Genomic DNA, 20,992 nt, shown 5'->3' with positions numbered 1-20,992 from the left:
GCCACTATGCCCCAACTGACCACCTCGCTGCCCTACCTCATCATCGACTTCGACAGCACCTTTACCCAAGTCGAGGGCCTCGATGAGCTGGCCGACATTGCCCTGCAGGGCCACCCCGACCGCTCAACAGTAGTAAGCCAAATCCGGGCCCTGACCGACCAGGGCATGAGCGGCAGCCTGAGCTTTTCGGAGTCGTTGAAGCAGCGGCTGGCCTTGCTGCCGGCCCGGCGTGAGCATTTGCCCCTTCTGGTGCAGCAGCTCAAGGGCAAAGTTTCGGAGAGCATCGTGCGCAACCGGGGCTTCTTCGAGCGGTTTCCCGGCCGGGTGTATATCGTCAGCAGCGGCTTCCGGGAGTTTATCGAGCCCGTCGTGGCCGACTTCGGCATTCAGGCCGACCACGTGCTGGCCAACACCTTCACCTTCGACGACACCGGCCGCATCACCGGCTTCGACCCCGAAAACGTGCTCAGCCGCGACGGGGGCAAGATTCTGCAGCTGCGGGAGCTCGACCTCGAAGGCGACGTGTACGTGCTCGGCGACGGCTACACCGACTACCAAATCCGGGAAGCCGGCCTGGCCAACCGCTTTTACGCCTTCACCGAAAACGTCAGCCGCGAAGCCGTGGTGGCCCGCGCCGACGAAGTTCTCCCCTCTTTCGACGAGTTTCTCTACCAGAACAAGCTACCCATGACCCTGAGCTACCCCAAAAACCGCATCAAGGTATTGCTGCTCGAAAACCCCGACGCCCGGGCCGCTGAGCTGTTCCGCGCCGAAGGCTACCAGGTGGATTCCGTGCCCGGCGGCCTCGATGAAGACGAGCTGATGGCGCGCATCGAGGGCGTGAGCATCCTCGGTATTCGGTCCAAAACCCAGGTCACGCCGCGGGTACTGGAGCGGGCCAACCGCCTGATTGCCATCGGCGCCTTCTGCATCGGCACCAACCAGATTGACCTGACCGAGGCCATGAAGCGCGGCGTGGCCGTGTTCAACGCGCCCTTTTCGAACACCCGCTCGGTGGTGGAGCTGGCCCTGGGCGAAATCATCGTGCTGGCCCGCCGCATTCCGGAGAAAAACCCCAAGATGCACCAGGGCGAGTGGGACAAGTCGGCCAAGGGCTCGTTTGAAATCCGGGGCAAGAAGCTCGGCATCGTCGGCTACGGCAACATTGGCTCCCAGCTTTCGGTGGTGGCCGAGGCAGTGGGCATGCAGGTGCTCTACTACGACGTGGCCGAGAAGCTGCAGCTGGGCAATGCCGTGCGCTGCCGCACCCTGCAGGAGCTCCTGCAGCAAGCCGACATCGTGACCCTGCACGTGGACGGGCGCAAGGACAACACTAACCTCATCGGCGCCGCCGAGCTGGCCCTGATGAAACCCGGCGCTATTTTGCTCAACAACGCCCGCGGCCACGTCGTGGACGTGCCCGCCCTGGCCGCGGCCCTGCGCAGCGGCCACCTCGGCGGCGCGGCCGTCGACGTGTTTCCCTACGAGCCCAAAACCAACGACGAAGGCTTCGAAAGTGAGCTGCGGGGCCTGCCCAACGTGCTGCTCACGCCCCACATCGGCGGCAGCACGGCCGAGGCCCAGCGCAACATTGCCGAGTTTGTGCCCGAGCGGATTATGCAGTACATCAACACCGGCAACACCCAGCAGAGCGTCAACTTCCCCAACATTCAGCTGCCCACCCAGCAGGCTCACCGCCTGATTCACATTCACGCCAACGTGCCCGGCGTGCTGGCCCGCATCAACAACGTGCTGGCTGCCCACCACGTCAACATCCTGGGGCAGTACCTGAAAACCAACGAGCATATCGGCTACGTCATTACCGACATCAACCAGGAGTACGACCAGGAGGTAATCCAGGCCCTGCGCGAAGTGGAGCACACGATTAAGTTCCGGGTGCTGTACTAGAACTGGCTGGGCTTTCACTGCGAACTTTCCGATTACAGTATTTGCTTCAGCTATGCTCAGCTTCCTTTTTGCACTTAGCCTCCACACTTTGGCAGCCCCGCCCGAGCTGCCGCAGTGGGCCCGGCAGCATTGGCAGACCGCCGGTTTGGACAAAGCTTATTCCCGCACAACCTACGTACAGCCGGGTTTTCTGGTCGCCGACTTCAATGGGGATGGCAAGCAGGATGTTGCCGTTTTGGTGGTGAAGAAGCAGAATCACAGCCGTGGCATCGTTATTCTGCACCAGGGTACGCCCCAGCCTTACGTGCTGGGTACCGGCTCCAACCTCAGCAAGGACATGCTGCAGGGAGATTTTGAGTGGGCTACCTATTGGCACCTCTACCGCAAGCCAACCACGTTTGAAGTTACGTTTGACAAGTCGGGCGACATTGCCGGGGACCGAACGGTACGCCTTCGTCACCCAACCATTGAGCTCGGGCAGGAAGAATCGGGGGGCGGAATGATCTACTGGAACGGGCAAAAGTATATCTGGCTGCATCAAACCTGCTGATACCTACCCCCCCTTTGCCGGTCTTGTACAGATACTCATAATTCACAAAAAAGCGTCTCCCTGCGGGGAGACGCTTTTCATTTTTACCTAAGTAGCCCGGCCGTTAGTTGCTACCCAGCGGCGCCGTGGGCACCGGGTCGGCTTTGGGGTTGCGCAGCTGCAGCTGCTCCCGGGTCGTGACGGTGCCCACGGTCATGCGCAGGTTGTAGTCGCCGGCGGGCAGGCCGGTGAAGTCCAGGGTTTGGTGGTGCGCCCCGGCGGGCTGCCGGCGGTAGTCGGATACGCGGACCGGAGCCCCGTTCTGGTTATAGAGCACCCAGCCCATCGGAATTTCCTCGGGCAGCTGGTAGCGCAGCTGCACCACGCCGTTGCTGGGGTTGGGGTAGATGCTCATCTTGTTGGCGCCTACGCCAGGGCGGCTGGTGGCCATATCCTGGGCCGTAGGTTCCTCCGACTTGGCGGGCTTGAGCTTCCACATCTGGTTTTCCTTGCCCGTGTAGCGCCACTGCTGCACGGTGCCCGCCGCCGAGTCGCGGGCGGTCAGGGCCTTATTGCTGTGCTTGGCCAGCAGCTTGTAGTAGCCGTCTTCGGTGGGCTCGATGCGCCATACCTGGTTGTTGCCGCTGTAGTAGGGCCACAGGTCCATTTCGGCCCCGTTGGAGGTAGAGCTACCCAGCACTTCCAGCACCCGGTTGTTGCCGGGCACCACGAGGCGGTAGTAGCCGTCGGCCAGTCGCTCGATGCGCCACTGCGGGGCCTGGTTGCGGCTGTCGGCGTTTTTGTCCACCCCGCCCACGGCGTCGTAGAGGCGGCTGTTGGGGTGGGAAGGATCCGTAATTTCGAGGGCCTTGCCGCTGGTACGCGAGGTCAGCACGTAAATGCCGGGCTCCAGGGCCGGAGCGGCGGGCGGCGTTTCTTTGGCAGCCTTGGCCGCAGCTTTGTCGGCTTTGGCTTTGTCGGCGGCGGCTTTAGCGGCGGCGACCTTAGCCGCGGCAATGGCCGGGTCTGGCTTAGGGGCGGGGGCGGCTTTGGCCACCTCGGCTTTGGGTTGCTCCACTGGGGCCGGGGCGGCGGGCTTGGCTTCGCGGGGCTTGGGCTCTACCTTGGCTTTGGCCACCACCTTGGCTGGCGCGGGGGCGGGCTTGGGAGCCGCGGGGGCAGCAGCTACGGCGGTGCCGGCCGGGTCGGGCAGGTTAGACGAGCCCTGCGGGTACAGATAAGTGGTCGGAATCACCTGGGGCGCCTGGCCGGGCGGGGCCCACAACATCTGAAACTGCGCATCGCCTTCGCCGGCGGCAAACTCAATCTTAATCGTGGTTTTCTCGCCGGCAGCCAAGCCTACGCCGCTACTGCCGGTAGCGCCGATTTTGCTGCCGTTGAAGGTGTCGATGATCTTCTTGCCATTGACCCACACGCGCACCTCGTCCACGGTTTTGCCGATGAAGCGGTAGCTGCCCGTCGAGGGGGCTGCCAGCAGGCCTTCCCAGCGGATGGAGAAGTTGTCGTCGGACAGGTCGGGGCCGGGGGCACCTTTGCCCCAGTTGAAGTTGATGGATGGGTCGAGGCGCTGCTGCAGGGGCATGCCGGCCAGGCTACCATTGGCAAAATAGCTGCCAGTCAGGCCCGTACCCGCGCCCTGAACAGGTAATGAAACCAGCAGTAGCGACGAGGTGCCTGGGGCGTACCCAAGCGTGGTGGCACCTGGAGCCAATGTTGTTGCGCCGGCCCAAAGACCGGTCACCAGCGAGCAAAGTATCAAGCGACGCACAGCGGAGTAATTTGAGGTTAATACAGTTGACAAACCGGCAGACATGTATCTTTTTCCGTCGGTAAGCAGCAAATGGCGGCCTGAATCTACCGATAATCGGGGAGCCATGCCAACTCGACAATGCTTTACCTTGATAACTAATCTACGGTTCTGGATAAAATGCAAATATCAGACTGCCAGCTGATTCCCCGACCCTGATTTGCCCGCTTTTCGGTTCCTGCCAGAATAGCAGGTAGTGGTGGGCCTGCCGAGCGTAGGTAAACAGCGGTTGGCAGCGGTGCTACTGGTCGCCCGCCCGGGTTGCGTAATCGTAATCAGCGAAGGCAACGCGGCCGAAGTCGCGGGTGGTATGGGCGAAGGATTCCACCTTGTCGGGGTCGGTGGCATGGAAGCTCTCGCCGCCCTCCCGGTGCAGAAACCAGGTGCGCCGGGCCGGGTCGTATTTAAAGGTAGTAATGTGCGTCCAGCGCCAGGCGCTGCCCCCGTAATACTCCAGCGAGAAGTAGCCGTTTTTGATGGTAATGCCCTGGTACGGGTCGCCCATCATGCCCCCGCAGCCGGTGCACATCAGGGCTTTATCGTTGCGGACGGCCAGGGTGTACTGCCCGGTGGCCGTACCCAGCAACAGCAGCAAGGGCCGGGGCACCTCGTCGCCCATCGTCGTAGTGTCGGCGTCGGGCCGGCGCAGCACCACAATTTGGTCGGGGTAAGCATCCCGGTTTAAGTTGCCCTGACTAACGTCTTCGACCCGGTAGCCCGCCGGGGTAAAGCGGGCCAGCTCCCGCAGCGAATCGGCCGGGGCAATACGTGGGCCGGCGGCCGACGATGCCGCAGCAGTTGGGGGCATTGGGGCCGAAGCCGGAGCGGGCTTGGCAGCGAGCGGCTCAGCAATGGCCCGGGCCGCGGCGGACTCCGCCGGGTGGCTGCGGTCGGCCGACTGGCAGGCTCCTAGCCCCCAAAGCCCGATTACCAGCCCCAGGAGTTGTAGGTTATGACGCATAAAGACGAGAGAAAGACAAAAGAAATAGTACAAAACTCTTTCGCGGCTCCTTGCTGGGGAGCCGCCGCCTAGAGCCGCTCCCGGACCTGGGTCAGGATAAGCTCCATTTCCCGGCGCACGGCACTGGTTTCGGCCACGTGGTTGTTGTTCATGAAGCTCACGGCCAGCAGCCGGCCTTTGCGGGTGCGCAGGTAGCCGCTCAGGTTGTGCACGTTGGTGAGCGTGCCGGTCTTGCCCCAAAACCAGGGGCCGCGGGCGTCGTGGTAGCCGCGGCGCAGGCTACCGTGCCCGCCCCCGGCGGCCAGCAAACTCAGCAACCGGGCCTCGGGCACTTCCCGGTGCAGCTTCAGAAGCAGGGCAGTCAGGTCACGGGGCGTAGCCAGGTTCAGGCGCGACAGGCCCGAGCCATCTACCCAGCGCGGGGCGTCGGGCAGGTCGGCCAGCCACTGCTGCCGCACTGCTTTGATGACCCGGGCCGTGTTCAACGAATCAGCGCCCAGACGGCTGGCGCACATAAGCAGCAGCTGCTCGGCCAGGAAATTGTCACTCACCTGCAGCATGCGGCGGTAAAGCGAATCCACGGGCAGGCCCGGCAGCGTCCGGATGCCCTGCGGCGGCTGCGGGCGCCAGGGCAAGGCCAGCACCGGGCGCCGCAGCGTGTCCTGCAGCAGCTTGAGCACTAGCTCGGGGCTGGTCCGGAAGGGCGTTTCATCGGTCCAGCTTTGCGCCGCAGGATACACGACGAAGCGGTTTTCGAGCAACGGCCGCCGCACGTGGTCGGGGCTGGTAGCACCGGGTGGCGCGGGCGTCACCAGGGGCGCGAAGAGGCGGGGCGCCACGCGGGCTGGCTGGCCGGGTGCGGCCCGGAAGCGCACGACGTTGCCGTAGATGGGGAAAGGGCTGCGCTCGGGTGAGAAGTAGTAGTTGTAGTCGTCCCAGCTCCAGCCCGGCCCGAAGGCCTCGACGGTAGGAATAGCGGTGTAAAAAAGCTTTTCGGGTCGGCTTTGCAGAAACGTAAATGCCCGGCGCGAAGGCACGTCGCCGTGCAGCAAGGTTGGGTCGCCGGTGCCCCAGAAGATGAGCGAATCGGCACGCACCACGTAGCGCAGACTGGGCAGGGAGTCGCCAAGCAGGTGCAGGCCCGCGTAAAGGCTGAAGAGCTTCATGGTGCTGGCCGGCTGGAAGTATTCCGCGCTGTTGAGCTCGTACACTACCTCGCCGGTGGCCACGTCGGTGATGCTCAGGCCCGTGTGGTGCTGACGCAGTACGGCCGAGCCCGTCACCAGCCGGTTGAGCCAACGCGGGCCCTGACCACGCTGCAGCGCGGTTTCGGTCCCGGTGGCCGCGGCCCGGTTTTGGGCCCGGGCCGCGGGGCCCGTCAGCAATGCGCAGAGCAATAAAGACAGGAGCAACAGGCGGGACATGCGCAGCGGGTTTGGGGCGCGCAATATGCAAACTCAACCACAACTTTTCCGCTTTTTCGGCCGGGGGCCGGCCCTACCGTTGCGGCCCGTTTAGCTGCCGGGAGTTGAAGTAAAGCCTGAAGCAAAAAACGGCTTGTTTCAAGCATTAGCCAGGCTTTATATAGCCCCGCCTGCGGCGGTATAAACCGGGCCAAAATGGATGCTGTAAACCAGTTCGCTCCCAAACAATTCTGCGCAAGATTCCGGCCGGCGGCGCGGCGCGCCCACATATTTGAGTAGCTTTGCGTCCTGTTATGCCAGACAGAACCCCTCCCCCCGCGACTACCGCCAAGTACATTTTCGTTACCGGCGGCGTGACTTCCTCCCTGGGTAAAGGCATCATTGCCGCCTCCCTCGCCAAGCTGCTGCAAGGCCGCGGCTTTCGGGTCACCATCCAGAAGTTCGACCCCTACATCAACATCGACCCGGGCACGCTGAACCCCTACGAGCACGGCGAATGCTACGTGACCGACGACGGGGCCGAAACCGACCTCGACCTAGGCCACTACGAGCGGTTCCTGAACGTGCCGACCTCCCAGGCCAACAACGTGACGACCGGCCGCATCTACGACCACGTCATCCGGCAGGAGCGCGAAGGCGCCTACCTCGGCAAAACGGTGCAGGTAGTGCCCCACATTACCGACGAAATCAAGCGCCGGATGCTCATGCTGGGCGAAAAAGGCGAGTTCGACATCGTCATCACCGAAATCGGGGGCTGCATCGGCGACATCGAGAGCCTGCCCTTCGTGGAGGCCGTGCGCCAGCTGCGCTGGGAGTTGCCCCCGAACGACTCCATCGTGATTCACCTCACGCTGCTGCCCTACCTGGCCGCCGCCGGGGAGCTCAAAACCAAGCCCACCCAGCACTCGGTGCGCGACCTGCGCGAGGCCGGTCTGCAGCCCGACATCCTGGTGTGCCGCTCCGAGCACCCGATTCCGATGGAGATGCGCAAAAAGATTGCGCTGTTCTGCAACGTGAAAATCAACTCGGTTATCGAGGCCCTCGACGCCGACAGCATCTACTCCGTGCCCCTGCTCATGCTCAAGGAGCACCTCGACGAGCGGGTTATCAAGAAAATGAAGCTCACCGGCGGCAGTGCCCAGCCCGACCTCGAAATCTGGAAAGACTTCCTGGGCCGCCTCAAGAACCCGACCGAGGAAATCACCATTGCCCTGGTCGGCAAGTACGTGGAGTTGCCCGACGCCTACAAGTCCATCAACGAGGCCTTCGTACACGCCGGCGCCCAGAATGAGTGTAAGGTCACGGTGCGCAGCATTCAATCGGACCATATTACCCCGGAAAACATCGGCCAGCTCCTCCACGGCGTCGACGGCGTGCTGGTAGCACCCGGCTTCGGCGAGCGGGGCTTCGAGGGCAAGGTGGCAGCCATCAAGTACGTGCGCGAAAACCGGATTCCGTTCTTCGGCATCTGCCTCGGCATGCAGTGCGCGGTGGTGGAGTTTGCCCGCAACGTGCTGCAGCTGGAAGGCGCGTCGTCCACCGAAATGGACCCCGCCTCGCCCTTCCCCGTCATTGCCATGATGGAAGAGCAGAAGAACATCACCCAGAAGGGCGGCACCATGCGCCTGGGCGCCTACGACTGTGAGCTGCGCCGGGGCTCGAAGGCCGCCAAAGCCTACGGCCGCAACCACATCAGTGAGCGGCACCGCCACCGCTACGAGTTCAACAACGAGTTTTTGAAGCAGTTCGAGGAAGCCGGCATGGTACCCTCGGGCACCAACCCCGACACGGGCCTGGTCGAAGTCATCGAAATTCCGAACCACCCGTGGTTTGTGGCCGGGCAGTTTCACCCCGAGCTCAAGAGCACGGTCCAGAACCCTCACCCGCTGTTCGTGCGCTTCGTGAAAGCCGCCATCCAGCACCACAAGAACGAGTTCTAGTAACGGTCAGTTACAATTGGCTGTCATCCTGCGCTTGCTGCGCATAAATGCCGGCACGAAGCAGAGCGAAGGACCTTGCTCGCCTATGTAACGAAGCGTTTTACTAACGTACAAAAGCCCTTTATTCCAGCCGGAGTAAAGGGCTTTTTCGTTGGGCGCAGCGCACGCGCCGGGTCGTTATTATGTTGTGCCAGCTAGCAGGGCTTGGTGGGTAAAGGCCGGTGGGCACACTTCAGAGGACGGATGGCCGCGCTTCGCTCGCCATGACACCCGTTTAAAATCACTTTCTGCCAAATACGCCGACCCGCGAATATTCTTCTGCCATTCCCGACCTTTGGCCCGGCTAGCCGGATTTTTGAGGCAAGCCCGGCTTTCCCCGTACCTTTGTGTTTCGTGGCGCCCCGCGCCCCTCACTTTTTCCCGTCAGTACCCTCCTTCGATGGACAAAAACCAAGCAACCGGCCTGTTTATAATCTCGGCCTTGCTCCTCGTCTACCTGTTCTTCTTCTCGCCCAAGCCGCCGAAAGAACAACCCGCCGCCAAGGCCACCACCGCCGCCAGCAAAACCGGTCCGGCCGCCCCCGCGGCCCCGCTCGACTCGGCCGCGGCGGCCCGCACCCTGGGTAGCTTTGCCGCCGCCGGCCAGGGCACGGCCCAGCAGGTGCAGCTCCAGAACGCCAACCTGACGGTGACCTTCTCCACGAAGGGCGGCCGGGTGGAAGCCGTGCGTTTGAACAAGTACAAGACCTTCTTCGGCAAGCCCCTCGACCTGCTCGACGCCCAGAGCGCCCAGCTCGATACCCGCTTCCGCACCACCGACGGCCGCACCATCAAGCTCTCGGACCTGTACTTCCAGCCCAGCGCCGCCCAGAGCGTGACGGCCGGGGAGCGGAAAGGCCAGCGCCTGACCTTCACGGCCGCCGTGCCCGGGGGCAGCATCGAGGAGGAATACACCTTGTTTGAGGACTCCTACGAGTTGGGCTACGCCCTGCGCATGCCCGGCGTGGCCTCAACCCTGGCCGCCGAGCCGCTGACCTTCACCTTCGACGACCACGTGCGCCAGACCGAGCAGGATGCCAAGCAGAACCGCAACCACTCGACCATCAACCACTACCTGGCCAAGGACGACCACGGCTCGTTGGCCGAAGCCTCGGAGAAGCCCGAGGAAATGACCATCACCGAGCCCGTGAAGTGGGCCGCCCACAAGCACGACTTCTTCGTGGCCGGCATCATTGCCGACAACCAGTTCACGACCGGCAAGTTCAACTCCAACGTTGACCTGGAAGACTCGACTTTCCTGAAGACGATGAGCACCACGCTCACCATCCCGGTGGCCGACGTGCAGGCTAACAAAGCCAACTTCCGCTACTACTTCGGCCCCAACTCCCTGCCCGTGCTGGAGAAGGTGACCCCCGGCTTTGAGCGCAACGTGTACCTGGGCTGGGGTCTCTTCCGCTGGGTCAACAAGGGCATCATTCTGCCCGTGTTCCACTTCCTGGAGCAATTCATCAGCTCCTACGGCATCATCATCGCCCTGCTGGTGCTGCTCATCAAGCTCGTGACCTGGCCCCTGACCTACAAATCCTACCTGTCGCAGGCCCGCATGAAAGTGCTGAAGCCCGAAATCGACCAGCTCAAGGAAAAGTACGGCGACGACCAGACCAAGATTCAGAGCGAGACGATGAAGCTCTACTCCGCGTTTGGGGTAAGTCCGCTGGGTGGCTGCTTGCCCACGCTGCTCACCATCCCAATTCTGCTGGCCATGTTCCAGTTCTTCCCCAACGCCATTGAGCTGCGCCAGGAGCACTTCCTCTGGGCTAAGGACCTGAGCAGCTACGACGTATTCATCAAGCTGCCCTTCTACATCAAGTGGTACGGCGACCATGTCAGCCTCTTCACCCTGCTCATGACGGCCTCCACCCTGCTCATGACCTGGCAGAGCAACCAGGTCAACACCCAGATGCAGGGCCAGATGAAGGTCATCGGCTACGTGATGCCAGTCGTCTACATGTTCGTGCTCAACAGCTTCTCGGCCGGCCTGACCTGGTACTACTTCGTCTCGAACATGGTCACCTTCGGCCAGCAGTTCATCACCCGCAGCTTCGTGGATGAGACTAAGCTGCGCGCCCAGCTCGAAGCCAACAAGGTCAAGAACAAGGACAAAAAGCCCTCGGGCTTCCAGGCCCGCCTGGCCGAGGCCATGAAAGCCGCCCAGGAGCGCGAGGCCCAGGCCAAGCAGGGCGGCTCGGAGCCCCGGGAGCCCAAGGGCGACAAGCCCCGCAAGCCCACCCGCCGCTCGTAGTAGCCGGTTTCGCTTTACCCGTTCTCCCCCAACGCCCTTTCACCCCCCGGTGGAAGGGCGTTGTTCGTTACGGCCCCCCGCCCACCCATCCCGGCTCCCCTGGCTTATCCCCAATTTATCCTAGTTCCGGCAGCTGGGGAGCTGGCTGCCGGCCCGGGTCTTTCCTAGGCCCTGTGTGGACTTTGATTAGCAGAACTATAGAGGCACTATAGAGCCAGTATAGAAGCAATCCGGAACTAGCCTGGGTCTACCCTATACCTACCAGCCACCGCCCATCCGGGTAAAGCACAACTTCGTAGGTAACTGGCGGCGGGCACCTATTGGTTAGTGGCTCGTTTTTTGGAACTTACGGAGCTGCTCACCTTTCCCCCGCCCCTGCCTTATGCGCCTTTTCCTGCTTTTGCTGCTGGCCACCCTGCTGGGCGCCGGCAGCGCCCCCGCCCAAAACCTGCTCGCCGATAAGAATAAGGCCAAAACCAAGACCGTGCTGCTGGGCCGGGAGCCGGCCAAGGGCAAGCTGAAGGTGGTAACCAAGAAGCCTGCGGCGGCCAAACCCGCCACCAAGAAAGTGGAGGCCGTGCCCGTCATCGTCTTTAAGCGTACGCCCTGCTTCGGCACCTGCCCCCACTACGAGGCCACCATCTTCTCCGACGGCCACGTGACTTACATCGGCTACCGCTACGTGCCACTGACCGGCCCCCACGAGCTCAAACTCCCCGTGGCTACCGTCAACACCATCCTCGACGAGGCCCGCCGGCTCAACTTCGCCACCTACGAGGAGCGCTACTCCCAGGGCTCCACCGATTTGCCGGCCACCATCCTGAGCATTCGGCAGCCCAACGGGCAGCTCAAGACCGTGCAGGCCGAAGAAGGCACCCCGCCCGAGCTCGAAGCCTTTATGAAGTCCGTGGCCGCCGAAATCGAGAAGGTATCCGGTGGCACCACCGCCGCGGATAGGTAGGTAGTTGATAGTTGGTAGTTGATAGTTGATAGTTGTTAGTTGTTAGGCCTGTCATCCTGAGGCGGAGCCGAAGGACCTTCCTTGCCTAGCCCACCACATCCAGTACCAACGCACGAAAGCCCTTTACCACGCAAGTAGTAAAGGGCTTTCGTGCGTTGAAAGGCGCTTGTCACTGAGACGAGGCAGGTCCTTCGCTTTGCTTCGCGTCGCTCAGGATGACAGGCCTAACAACGGACAACGAACAACTGACAACTAACAACTAGCAGACAACTACCCTAAAACTCGACGATAAAGCCGATGGTGGGCGTTACCAGGGCGCTTTCGTTGTCGATGAGGATGGGTAGGGCGTTGGTGCCGTCGGGGCGCAGGGGCTGGCCGTCGGTGGTGACGAAGGCCGAGTTATCCTCCGTGCGCTGGAAGCTGTAGCTGGGCGTGGCCGGCGACTTGGCCAGGAGCACATTCTGCACGTCGAGGTAGAAGTCCAGGGTCAGGCGGCGGAAGTTGTACTTCTTGTCGAGGCGGAAATCAACCTGCTGGAAGGAACCCAGGCGCAGGGTGTTGAGCCGACTGTAGTCGAGAATACCGGTGCCGATGGCCGAATAGTTCTGGCGGGAGGCCTCCAAGTCGAAGGGCGTGTAGGGTGAGCCGGCGGCAAAGCGGTACTTGAGACCCAGCTCCCAGTTGCGGCCCAGCTTGCGCCCCAGCAGCCCCGAGACGAGGTGGCGGGAGTCCCAGGCCGAGGGCCGGTAGCGCCCGTCCAGGCCGCTAAACTCGCTGCGGAACACGGTGTACGACACCACGGCGAAGGTTTTGCGGGTCAGCTTCTGCTGGAAGAAGAACTCGGCCCCGTAGGTGCGGCCCCGGCCGGTGCTGGTCACAGCCTCGTTGCCGAGGGCCGTGAAGTCGCCGCCCAGGTTGGCCAGCGAAATACCGTCGCGCACACTCACCGGGTAGTGGCTGTACTTTTTGTAGAAGCCTTCCAGAGTGAAGCGGGTGTTGGGCCGGGGCAGCAGCTCCAGGCCCGCTACGTAGTGGTCGGCGCGGATGTAGCGGTTGCCCTGGTTGACGAGCGTGCCGGCGTTGTCGCGGAAGCCCAGGATGGTGGAGGGCGGAATCTTGTAGTAGCGGCCCACCGAGGCGGTCAGGTTCAGCTTATCGGTCAGGGCGTAGGCGGCCGACACCCGGGGCGAGAGGGTGCGCAGCAGGTTGGCCCCGCCGGTGGTGAAGGAGTTGCCATCGGCCCGTACTCCGGCCGAGAGGGTGAGCCGGCCCGAGGGCAGCAGGGTGCGGGTGGCCTGGGCAAAGAGGCCGAAGCGCACGAAGTCCAGGTCGGAGGCAAACCGCACCGTGACTTCCGGGCTCAGCACCTGGCCCTGCCCGTCCCAGACCTCGTTGCGCAGGCGGCGCTGGAAGCGGTTGTCGTAGTGAATCAGCTGGCCGCTGGCCCCGTAGGCGTATTGCCAGCGGCCCACGGCGTGGTTTAGGTCGAGGCGCAGCTTGTTCTCGGTTTCGCCCGAGCGGGTCAGCAGCACCCGGTTGGCTTCGTCCTTACTTTTACCGGCCTCAAACAAATCGAGCTTGTTTTCGAGCTGGGTCCGGCTCAGGGCCACGTTCAGGTAGCCGTTGGGCAGCAAGTGGCGCAGGGCCAGGCCGGTGGTGTAGTTCCACTGGTCGTAGGTGGGTGTGGAGCGCAGCACGTACTCCTTATCGGGCGAGGAGTTGCGCGGGACGGCCAGCTCGAAGTGGTCCAGGGCGCCCAGCCCCAGGGCCGTCAGCGTGGTTTTGTCGGAGAGCTTGGTGGTCACCTTGAATTGCGAGTCCCAGTAGTTGGGCCGGATGGGCAGGTCGAGGGCCTGGAAAAGCAGCTGCAGATACGAGCGGCGCAAGGACACCAGGAAGGTGGTATTCTTCGCCAGCGGACCTTCCAGGGTGCCGGCTACCTCCGTCCCGCTCAGGCGCACGTTGCCCTGCACCCGCTCGGGGTTGCCGTCGCGCTGCCGGAACTGCAGCACGCTGCTTAGGGCGTTGTCGTAGCGGGCCTCGAAAGCCGAGGAGCTCAGCGTCACGTCCTCAATAAACGACACGTTAAGAATACCGGCCGGGCCGCCGGTGCTGCCCTGGGTGGCAAAGTGGTTGATGACGGGCACCTCGATACCGTCGAGGTAGTACACGTTTTCGTTGGGCGCCCCACCCCGGATGATGATGTCGTTGCGGAAGCCGGCCGTGCCGCCGGTGCCGCCCCCACCCACGCCGGGCAGGCTCTGCACCACCTTGGAGATGTCGAAGTTGCCGCCGGGAAAGGTCTTGATTTCCTCGGTGTTGAGGCGCTGCACGCTGAGCGGAGTTTCGGCCGTGGCCACCCGAATGGCCCGGCTGGCCGTCACCGTAACCTCGCCCAGCTGCTTGGCCCCGGCGCTGAGCTCCAGGTTGATGATGTTAGCGTTGCCGCTGGTCACGCTCACGTTGCTGCGCAGCAGGGCTTCGTAGCCCACAAACGAAGCCCGCAGGTTGTAGGAGCCCGTGGGCACGCCGGCCAGCTTGTAGCGGCCCTGCTCGTCGGTGGCGGTGCCGAAGTCAGTGCCTTCCAGCACTACCGTCACGCCGGGCAAGGCTTCCTGGGTGGCCCGGTCGCGCACCGTCCCGCTGATTTGCCCGGTGGTTTGGGCCCGGAGCGGCAGGGTGAGCCAAAAAAAGAAAAGCAGGAGCAACCAGTAGCGGTGGGGCATGCAAAATAGGGCTGGGTGAATATAGCAACAACCGTTAGCCGGCGGTTGGGTTCAGCGCGCGGCTGAATTCGGCCCACGGAAAGCCCCTGGGAATCCTACTCCTTACGCCCCCGCTCCAGCCCTCCTCCCCCCGCTGGCTACCTAGGCCCCGACATTGGCCGGGTCAGTTAATGTTTCCCCAACGCGCTTCTGCGCAGTGAGAATATACTTCCACCAGTTGCTCGATTATCAAAAATGGTAAATCAAGTAAAAGATATACTGAACCTGCGCGTAGGTCCCGCGAATAGCCGGGTTGGTGTAATTAAATTTTACTCTTTTTACGGCCCGTTATATTTGACATACTGATGCAATGCTAAATAAGAAAATAAGGTTTATTTAGCAGATTGAATTATGCGTTGCTTGAAACTATACTATTCTTTAGATACCTCATTTTCTTTTTTATTTATCCATCCTTAATTATTATCCCTGTATGATTACCAAAGTAAGAGAAACAGTATCCAATCTGCGGTTTATTGCGCCCGTGGCCGCGCACTTTCTGCTGGTTAGCTGCAACAGTGATGTTGTGGCTCCGAAGGGCGCTCCGCGTACCGAAACCAGCACGAAAGCAGCCACTTCGGTAAGCTTTTCGGGCGAGGACCTGTTCCGCGGTATTTTCCTCTTCCAAGGTCCCGTCGCCGAGCGGCTGCCGATTCTGGCCGAAACCCTGCACGCTTACGGTGCCAACAGCGAGGCTGACGGCAACGAAGAGGCCAAGGAATTCAGCAATGAAATGGTGCAGAGCGTAAATAAGCTGGACGAGACCTACTTCGCCCGCCTCAAGAAAGCCGTCGACTCGAAAGACCCCTTCATTGTGCATTCGGCCCTGGAAGAGGGTATGGTGTTGTTCCAGAAAGCGGGGCAGGCCTCGGAAAAATACGGCCCCACCTTTGCCGCCGCCGCCAAAGCTTATGAGTCGCTAGACCTGTCGAAGTACGACACGACCACGCCCGAAGGCCGGGAGCAGCTGTCGACCGACATCAAAAACAACATGGGCGACCAACTGCGCCGGCCCAGCTGGCTTTACATCGAGACGGCCGTTGTGGCCGTTGTGGCCATTGGGGTCTACATTCTGGTGGTGTTCGTTATCGTGGCCCGTCAGGACAAAAACCTGTGGGGCGACGGCCTGGAGAGCGAACAGTTTGTGGCGCAAATAATCGAGAACCTGGCCTCGTAAGGTTCGCCTGTCCGGTCTGCACTATTAGCAAGGCTATAGCTATTCCGTTATAGCCTTGCTACCACCCGGCCTGCTCATTTTATAGTATCCGTTTCGGCTATTATCAGCTACTAATGAATAAGACTCTATACCTAACGCTGTGTTTAGCGCTAAATGCGTTCCTGATATTCTGCGTGGCCGCCAGTACAACGAATACCAGCATTGGTAAAAAATCAATTCTGAATTCGGAAATTAAAATGCTGGTACCCGAGGGCTGGGGCTTTTTCACAAAAAATCCGCAGGAAGATATTGTCGACATTTATCTGGTCGACAATAAGAATCTGCACCGGGTAGTGTACCAAAGCGGCAGCTACCACAATGTATTTGGCCTGAGCCGCAAATACCGGCGCTTGGAGGCCGAACGAGAAATACTCCAAAGCCAGATTACCAAGGACAAATGGACGTACACCAAACCCGTGTCCGCCTCCGATATCCGCCAGCACACCACAATAGTTAGCGCCACCGCGGCCGTCAGAAATCTGCGCGGCACTTATTTACTCTGCAAGACCAAGCGCATTCCCTGGGCCTGGGCTTCCCTGAAAGCGAATTGCCATACCCTGACGCAGTACACCTACGTGACTGTAAAAGGCTGATTATCCTATACTTCCACACGCTACAGCCTGCTGGTGTCGTTATGTTTATCCTGGATAAGATTACCCGCTTACGGACCCGCTTTGAGCGCAACAGCCCTTTCGGGCTCACTTTTGCGCTGGCCCGGGCCCTGCTCGCGCTGAGCACCCTGCTGACGCTGGCGGTCAACACCACCGATACCCTGTTCCCGGCCAGCCTGCTCAAGGCTACCCCGCGCAGCTACGTCGATTCCATTACGCTTTATCACACGCTGTTCTACCAAAACCTGGTAGGCTATAAACTATTCGCCCTGCTGATTCTGGCGGCCGTTATCAGCGGCTGGCGCCCCCGCATCACCGGCGTTTTGCACTGGTGGGTATCCTACACCTTTTTCATGACCAGTGACTTGGTGGATGGCGGTGACCAGATCAATGCTATTCTGTGCCTGATCCTGGTACCGCTAACCTTGCTGGACAGCCGCCCCAACCACTGGAATTTCTCCGTTTTGGCCCAGCAAGCCACGCCCTACAAGAATATAGTGGGCAACAGTCTCATCAGCCTGGCCGGCGTGCAAATGTGCTACCTATACTTCCAGGCTGCCGTCGATAAACTCAAGGTCAGCCAGTGGGTTGACGGCACCTCGCTCTACTACTGGACGACGCACAACGTGTTTGGGGCTCCCGATTGGTTACAGACGATTCTGCATCCCATCACCCACAATGGCGTAACGCTGCTGCTCACCACCTGGCTGGTTTTGGTGCTGGAAGCCCTGCTGGCAGCGGCTATCGTAATGGGCAAATCCCGTAAGCTTTCTTTGCTGGCGGTGGGCATCGTTTTCCACCTTGGCATTGCCCTCACGCACGGCCTGATCAGCTTTTTCTTTTCCATGAGTGGCGGCCTGGTGCTGTATTTGCTGCCCCGCCACAAAAAATACAACGTGCGCTTTACCGAGGTGCGCGGCTGGCTAGTCGAGCTGCTCGCCGCCCTCACTGGCAGCCTGCGAAACTGGAAACTCCAGGGCGCCTCGCTGCTGACTGAGCCGAGCTTACTCAAACGCTTTGGCGCTGCCCTGGCCAAGCCGAAAAAGGCCCTGCCCCGCTAGCCCGGCCCCTATTCCTTGCGCACCCGCTCCAGCACCAGCTGGTTCATGGGGTTGGGCGTGAGGCCCCGGACGTTGTTCTGAGTCAGGCGCACTACCTGGTCGTAATACAGCGGAATGACCGGCGCCTGGGCCACCACCATCCGGTCCATCTGCTGGTAGAGGGCGTAGCGCCGGGCCACGTCCTGCTCCCGGATAGCCTGCTCGTAGAGCCGGTCGTACTCGGCGCTCTTGAAGTGGGTTTTGTTGGGCCCGGCCGGGGCGAAGTTCTTGCTGTAGAACAGGGCCAGGTAGTTTTCCGCGTCGGGGTAGTCGCCCAGCCAGCTTTTGGTGAAGAAGGCCGCCCGACCGTTGTCGACCATTTCCTGCTGGGCCGCCGACTGGTTCACCTCGATACTGACCTGCACGCCCACCTCGGCCCACTTCTTCTGCAGGTACTCGCACACTTCCTTGCGCTCGGCCACCGTGCCCAGCCGCAGCTTCAGGGGGTTCTGGGGCCCGAAACCGGCGGCCCGCAGCAGCTCCCGGGCTTTCTGGGGCTGGTAGGTGTAGCCCGGCACCAGCTGTTCACTGTACGAGGGCAGCGACGAGGGCACGAAGCCCGAATGACCCGGCACGCCCACGTTATTGAGGAAATAGGCCAGCAGCTCGGGCTTGTTGAGGGCGTAGCTCAACGCCTGCCGCACCCGCACGTCGCGCAGGGCCGGGCTGGCCGCGTCCCCGCGCAGGTTGGCCGGGTCCAGCTGGAAGCCCAGGTACTCGGTGTTCAGGTAGGGTGCCTTTTGCAGGCGAAACTTGCCCCGGAAGTCTTCTCGCACGGTGCCGTCGGGGTGCATGATAAGGTCCCGCGAGCCAGCCCGGATGCCCGAGAGAAAGTCGAGCTTGCCCTGCATAAAGGTCAGGAACTCGGTTTTGCGGTCCTGGATAAAGCTGATCTGCACGGCATCGACGTAGGGCAGCTGCCGGCCCTGCTCGTCCTTTTTCCAGTAGGTCGGGTTGCGGTGGTAGATAATGGCGTTGCCCTCGTCCCACTCCTTGAACCGGAACGGGCCCGTCCCCACCGGGTGCTCCCGGAAGTCCTTACCGTACTTGGCCACCGCCTCCCGGGGCACCACGTAGGCGTAGGGCATGGCCAGAATCCCGAGAAACGGAATAAACGGCGCCTGCAAATGAATGCGCAGCGTGGAGTCGTTCACGGCCACGAAGCAGGTATCCGACGGCTCCCCACCCGCTGTTGAAAGCACCTTGCCCCGGAAAATCCAGCCGCCGGGGCTGGCCGTGGGCGCGTCGAGCAACCGTTTGAAGCTATACACGAAGTCCTGGGCTACCACCGCCCGGCCCTTACCGCCGGCGAAGACTTCCGCGTCGTGAAACCGTACGCCCGGCCGCAGGTGGAAGGTGTAGTGCCGGCCGTCGGCCGATATTTCGTAGCGCCGGGCCAGGGAGGGCACCGGCTGTAAAGTCGAGTCCAGCTCCACCAAGCCGTTGTAGAGCTGGGTCACGGCCCAGATGTTGGCCTGCTTGTTGGAAAAAGCCGGGTCCAGGGAAGTCAGCGCCTCGGGCTGGTTGTAGCGGAAAACCCGCCGCGCGTCGGTAGCTTGGTCGCTACGGCCGCAGCCGGCTAACGCCGTGAGCAACGGGACAACATAACCGGCAAAACGGCGGACAGACAACAGCATGGGAACGGGGGAAACGCTTATATTTGTGCAAAACTAAGCGTATAGCTACTAGCTTTCGGCTATTAGTTGTTCTCTTTCCGTCCGGGGTTGCTTTTTACGGCCGCTTTGCTTGCAAAGCTGTTTCCTTAGCCGCTCCCGACCAACCGCTCCTCTATGAACCTGACGTACTACGGCCACGCAAGCTTCCTGCTCGAAACCGGTGGCAGTAAAATCCTCTTCGACCCCTTCATCCGGCCTAACCCGCTGGCCAAGGACATCGACGTAGCCGCCATTCAGGCCGACTACATCTTCCTCAGCCACGGCCACGGCGACCATGTGGCCGACACCGTCGAAATTGCCCAGAACACCGGCGCCGAGCTGCTGGGTATGGTGGAGCTGCTGAGCTGGTTTGGGGAGAAAGGCCTCAAGGCGACCTACCAGATGAACCTGGGCGGCTCCATCAAGCTGCCTTTCGGGACGGTGAAGCTGGTGGCTGCGGCCCACAGCTCCTCCCTGCCCGACGGCTCCTACGCCGGTCTGGCCGCGGGTTTCATCATCGAGTCGGAAGGCAAGACCCTGTACTTTGCCGGCGACACGGCCCTGACCTACGACATGAAGCTCATCGGCGAGCGGTACCAGCTCGACGCGGCCCTGCTGCCCATCGGTGACCATTTCACGATGGGCATCGACGACGCGCTAGTAGCGGCCGACTGGACCGGCACGAGCAAAATCATTGGCATGCACTTCGACACCTTCCCCCCCATTGCCATCGACCACGCCAGCGCCAAGGCCAAGGCCGAAGCCGCCGGTAAGGAGCTGGTGCTGATGCGGGTTGGTGAAACGATTACTTTATAGTTGAATGATGGGAGTTGATTGTTGATTGTTAATCGTTGCCAAGGCTAACAATCAACAACTGACAATCAACAACTAACAATCAACAACTAACAATCAACCATCACCCCTCATGGGAAAAATCATTGCGGTAGCCAATCAGAAGGGCGGAGTAGGCAAAACCACTTCGGCCATCAACCTGGCGGCCAGTCTGGCGGCGCTGGAGTACCGGACGCTCCTGGTGGATGCCGATCCGCAGGCTAACGCCACCTCGGGCGTGGGCTTCGACCCGAAGGACATCGAGAACAGCATCTACGAGTGCATGGTGGATGGCATCAATGCCCAGGACATTATCCTGAACACCAACATTCTGCCCCACCTCGACCTGATGCCCTCCCACATCGACCTCGTCGGGGCCGAAGTGGAGATGATCAACCTGCCCAACCGCGAGGAGAAGATGAAGGACGCCCTGCGCCCCCTCATCGACCAGTACGACTTCATCATCATCGACTGCTCCCCATCCCTGGGCCTGATTACGGTGAATGCCCTCACGGCCGCCCACTCGGTGATTGTGCCCGTGCAGTGCGAGTATTTCGCCCTCGAAGGCCTGGGCAAGCTGCTCAACACCATCAAGATCATCCAGAGCCGCCTCAACGAAGAGCTGGAAATTGAGGGTATCCTGCTCACGATGTACGACGTGCGCCTGCGCCTCTCCAACCAGGTAGTGGAGGAAGTAAAGCTCCACTTCCAGCAGCTCGTCTTCGATACTATCATTCCGCGCAACGTGAAGCTCTCGGAGTCGCCCTCGTTCGGCATTCCCGTTATCCTGCACGACGCCGAAAGCAAAGGCAGCATCAGCTACCTCAATCTGGCCCGCGAAATCGTGGAAAAGAACGTGGAAGCCGCCGGCGCCCCCGAAGCTACCGAAGGCGAAGCGGCGTAACGTTTTGTACCTCTTAAGTAAAACAAGAAAGGCCGGCGAGATTCGCCGGCCTTTCTTGTT

15 protein-coding genes are annotated in these 20,992 nt (G+C 61.4%); 10 read left to right on the top strand and 5 right to left on the bottom strand.

From position 1 onward, the window contains the following. Positions 1 to 6: 6 nt before the first annotated feature. Positions 7 to 1,908: a phosphoglycerate dehydrogenase gene (gene serA / locus CLV45_RS23650; protein WP_100339064.1), complete on the top strand. Its 1,902-nt coding sequence runs from the start codon at positions 7 to 9 to the stop codon at positions 1,906 to 1,908. Between the two features lie 52 nt (positions 1,909 to 1,960). Next, the gene (locus tag CLV45_RS23645) at positions 1,961 to 2,458 is read left to right on the top strand and encodes an FG-GAP repeat protein (protein WP_157807762.1); all 498 of its coding nucleotides are present in this window, start codon (positions 1,961 to 1,963) and stop codon (positions 2,456 to 2,458) included. Between the two features lie 103 nt (positions 2,459 to 2,561). Here the strand turns inward: CLV45_RS23645 and CLV45_RS23640 are convergent, their stop codons facing one another. From CLV45_RS23640 to CLV45_RS23630, 3 genes are all read right to left on the bottom strand, one after another. Then, entirely contained in the window at positions 2,562 to 4,199 is a 1,638-nt protein-coding gene (locus CLV45_RS23640) for an RICIN domain-containing protein (protein WP_170061925.1), read from the bottom strand. 307 nt (positions 4,200 to 4,506) lie between these two features. Further along, positions 4,507 to 5,226: a hypothetical protein gene (locus tag CLV45_RS23635; RefSeq protein ID WP_100338968.1), complete on the bottom strand. Its 720-nt coding sequence runs from the start codon at positions 5,224 to 5,226 to the stop codon at positions 4,507 to 4,509. A gap of 68 nt (positions 5,227 to 5,294) precedes the next feature. Then, positions 5,295 to 6,650 carry a D-alanyl-D-alanine carboxypeptidase/D-alanyl-D-alanine-endopeptidase gene (locus CLV45_RS23630; protein WP_100338967.1) on the bottom strand — a complete coding sequence of 452 codons (1,356 nt, stop codon included), beginning with the start codon at positions 6,648 to 6,650 and terminating at the stop codon, positions 5,295 to 5,297. A gap of 293 nt (positions 6,651 to 6,943) precedes the next feature. On the opposite strand from CLV45_RS23630, the gene CLV45_RS23625 reads away from it, so the two are divergent. The 3 genes from CLV45_RS23625 to CLV45_RS23615 all read left to right on the top strand — a co-directional run bounded on the left by CLV45_RS23625 (position 6,944) and on the right by CLV45_RS23615 (position 11,853). After that, on the top strand, positions 6,944 to 8,590 hold the full coding sequence (locus tag CLV45_RS23625) for a CTP synthase (RefSeq protein WP_100338966.1): 1,647 nt from the start codon (positions 6,944 to 6,946) through the stop codon (positions 8,588 to 8,590). Between the two features lie 439 nt (positions 8,591 to 9,029). Beyond that, positions 9,030 to 10,892 carry a membrane protein insertase YidC gene (yidC, locus tag CLV45_RS23620; RefSeq protein ID WP_100338965.1) on the top strand — a complete coding sequence of 621 codons (1,863 nt, stop codon included), beginning with the start codon at positions 9,030 to 9,032 and terminating at the stop codon, positions 10,890 to 10,892. A 382-nt stretch (positions 10,893 to 11,274) separates the two neighbouring features. Continuing rightward, complete coding sequence (locus CLV45_RS23615) at positions 11,275 to 11,853, top strand: DUF6438 domain-containing protein (protein WP_100338964.1); 579 nt, start codon at positions 11,275 to 11,277, stop codon at positions 11,851 to 11,853. 275 nt (positions 11,854 to 12,128) lie between these two features. On the opposite strand, the gene CLV45_RS23610 is transcribed toward CLV45_RS23615, so the two are convergent. Continuing rightward, entirely contained in the window at positions 12,129 to 14,579 is a 2,451-nt protein-coding gene (locus tag CLV45_RS23610) for a TonB-dependent receptor (RefSeq protein ID WP_100338963.1), read from the bottom strand. Positions 14,580 to 15,048: 469 nt separating this feature from the next. On the opposite strand from CLV45_RS23610, the gene CLV45_RS23605 reads away from it, so the two are divergent. From CLV45_RS23605 to CLV45_RS23595, 3 genes are all read left to right on the top strand, one after another. Next, entirely contained in the window at positions 15,049 to 15,792 is a 744-nt protein-coding gene (locus CLV45_RS23605; RefSeq protein WP_100338962.1) for a hypothetical protein, read from the top strand. 113 nt (positions 15,793 to 15,905) lie between these two features. Then, positions 15,906 to 16,424 (top strand): SdpA family antimicrobial peptide system protein, encoded by a 519-nt coding sequence (locus CLV45_RS23600; protein WP_100338961.1) that lies wholly within the window; start codon positions 15,906 to 15,908, stop codon positions 16,422 to 16,424. A 41-nt stretch (positions 16,425 to 16,465) separates the two neighbouring features. Beyond that, a complete protein-coding gene (locus CLV45_RS23595; RefSeq protein WP_100338960.1) occupies positions 16,466 to 17,503 on the top strand; it encodes a sporulation-delaying protein SdpB family protein in 1,038 nt (345 codons plus the stop codon). 8 nt (positions 17,504 to 17,511) lie between these two features. Here the strand turns inward: CLV45_RS23595 and CLV45_RS23590 are convergent, their stop codons facing one another. Then, positions 17,512 to 19,179 (bottom strand): ABC transporter substrate-binding protein, encoded by a 1,668-nt coding sequence (locus CLV45_RS23590; protein ID WP_100338959.1) that lies wholly within the window; start codon positions 19,177 to 19,179, stop codon positions 17,512 to 17,514. A 153-nt stretch (positions 19,180 to 19,332) separates the two neighbouring features. On the opposite strand from CLV45_RS23590, the gene CLV45_RS23585 reads away from it, so the two are divergent. Beyond that, complete coding sequence (locus CLV45_RS23585) at positions 19,333 to 20,013, top strand: metal-dependent hydrolase (protein WP_100338958.1); 681 nt, start codon at positions 19,333 to 19,335, stop codon at positions 20,011 to 20,013. Positions 20,014 to 20,122: 109 nt separating this feature from the next. Next, positions 20,123 to 20,932 carry a ParA family protein gene (locus CLV45_RS23580; RefSeq protein ID WP_100338957.1) on the top strand — a complete coding sequence of 270 codons (810 nt, stop codon included), beginning with the start codon at positions 20,123 to 20,125 and terminating at the stop codon, positions 20,930 to 20,932. Positions 20,933 to 20,992 lie beyond the last annotated feature (60 nt).

The sequence above is a fragment of the Hymenobacter chitinivorans DSM 11115 genome, assembly GCF_002797555.1.
In the GTDB taxonomy this organism is placed as follows: domain Bacteria; phylum Bacteroidota; class Bacteroidia; order Cytophagales; family Hymenobacteraceae; genus Hymenobacter; species Hymenobacter chitinivorans.
Note: the sequence above shows the minus strand (reverse complement) of the source record. Positions and strands in the feature narration are given on the sequence as shown.

Excerpts from the sequence above, each read along its gene's own strand:
- serA (WP_100339064.1), top strand. The coding sequence starts at position 7 with ATGCCCCAACTGACCACCTCGCTGCCCTACCTCATCATCGACTTCGAC.
- CLV45_RS23645 (WP_157807762.1), top strand. The coding sequence starts at position 1,961 with ATGCTCAGCTTCCTTTTTGCACTTAGCCTCCACACTTTGGCAGCCCCG.
- CLV45_RS23635 (WP_100338968.1), bottom strand. The coding sequence starts at position 5,226 with ATGCGTCATAACCTACAACTCCTGGGGCTGGTAATCGGGCTTTGGGGG.
- CLV45_RS23630 (WP_100338967.1), bottom strand. The coding sequence starts at position 6,650 with ATGTCCCGCCTGTTGCTCCTGTCTTTATTGCTCTGCGCATTGCTGACG.
- CLV45_RS23625 (WP_100338966.1), top strand. The coding sequence starts at position 6,944 with ATGCCAGACAGAACCCCTCCCCCCGCGACTACCGCCAAGTACATTTTC.
- yidC (WP_100338965.1), top strand. The coding sequence starts at position 9,030 with ATGGACAAAAACCAAGCAACCGGCCTGTTTATAATCTCGGCCTTGCTC.
- CLV45_RS23615 (WP_100338964.1), top strand. The coding sequence starts at position 11,275 with ATGCGCCTTTTCCTGCTTTTGCTGCTGGCCACCCTGCTGGGCGCCGGC.
- CLV45_RS23610 (WP_100338963.1), bottom strand. The coding sequence starts at position 14,579 with ATGCCCCACCGCTACTGGTTGCTCCTGCTTTTCTTTTTTTGGCTCACC.
- CLV45_RS23605 (WP_100338962.1), top strand. The coding sequence starts at position 15,049 with ATGATTACCAAAGTAAGAGAAACAGTATCCAATCTGCGGTTTATTGCG.
- CLV45_RS23600 (WP_100338961.1), top strand. The coding sequence starts at position 15,906 with ATGAATAAGACTCTATACCTAACGCTGTGTTTAGCGCTAAATGCGTTC.
- CLV45_RS23595 (WP_100338960.1), top strand. The coding sequence starts at position 16,466 with ATGTTTATCCTGGATAAGATTACCCGCTTACGGACCCGCTTTGAGCGC.
- CLV45_RS23590 (WP_100338959.1), bottom strand. The coding sequence starts at position 19,179 with ATGCTGTTGTCTGTCCGCCGTTTTGCCGGTTATGTTGTCCCGTTGCTC.
- CLV45_RS23585 (WP_100338958.1), top strand. The coding sequence starts at position 19,333 with ATGAACCTGACGTACTACGGCCACGCAAGCTTCCTGCTCGAAACCGGT.
- CLV45_RS23580 (WP_100338957.1), top strand. The coding sequence starts at position 20,123 with ATGGGAAAAATCATTGCGGTAGCCAATCAGAAGGGCGGAGTAGGCAAA.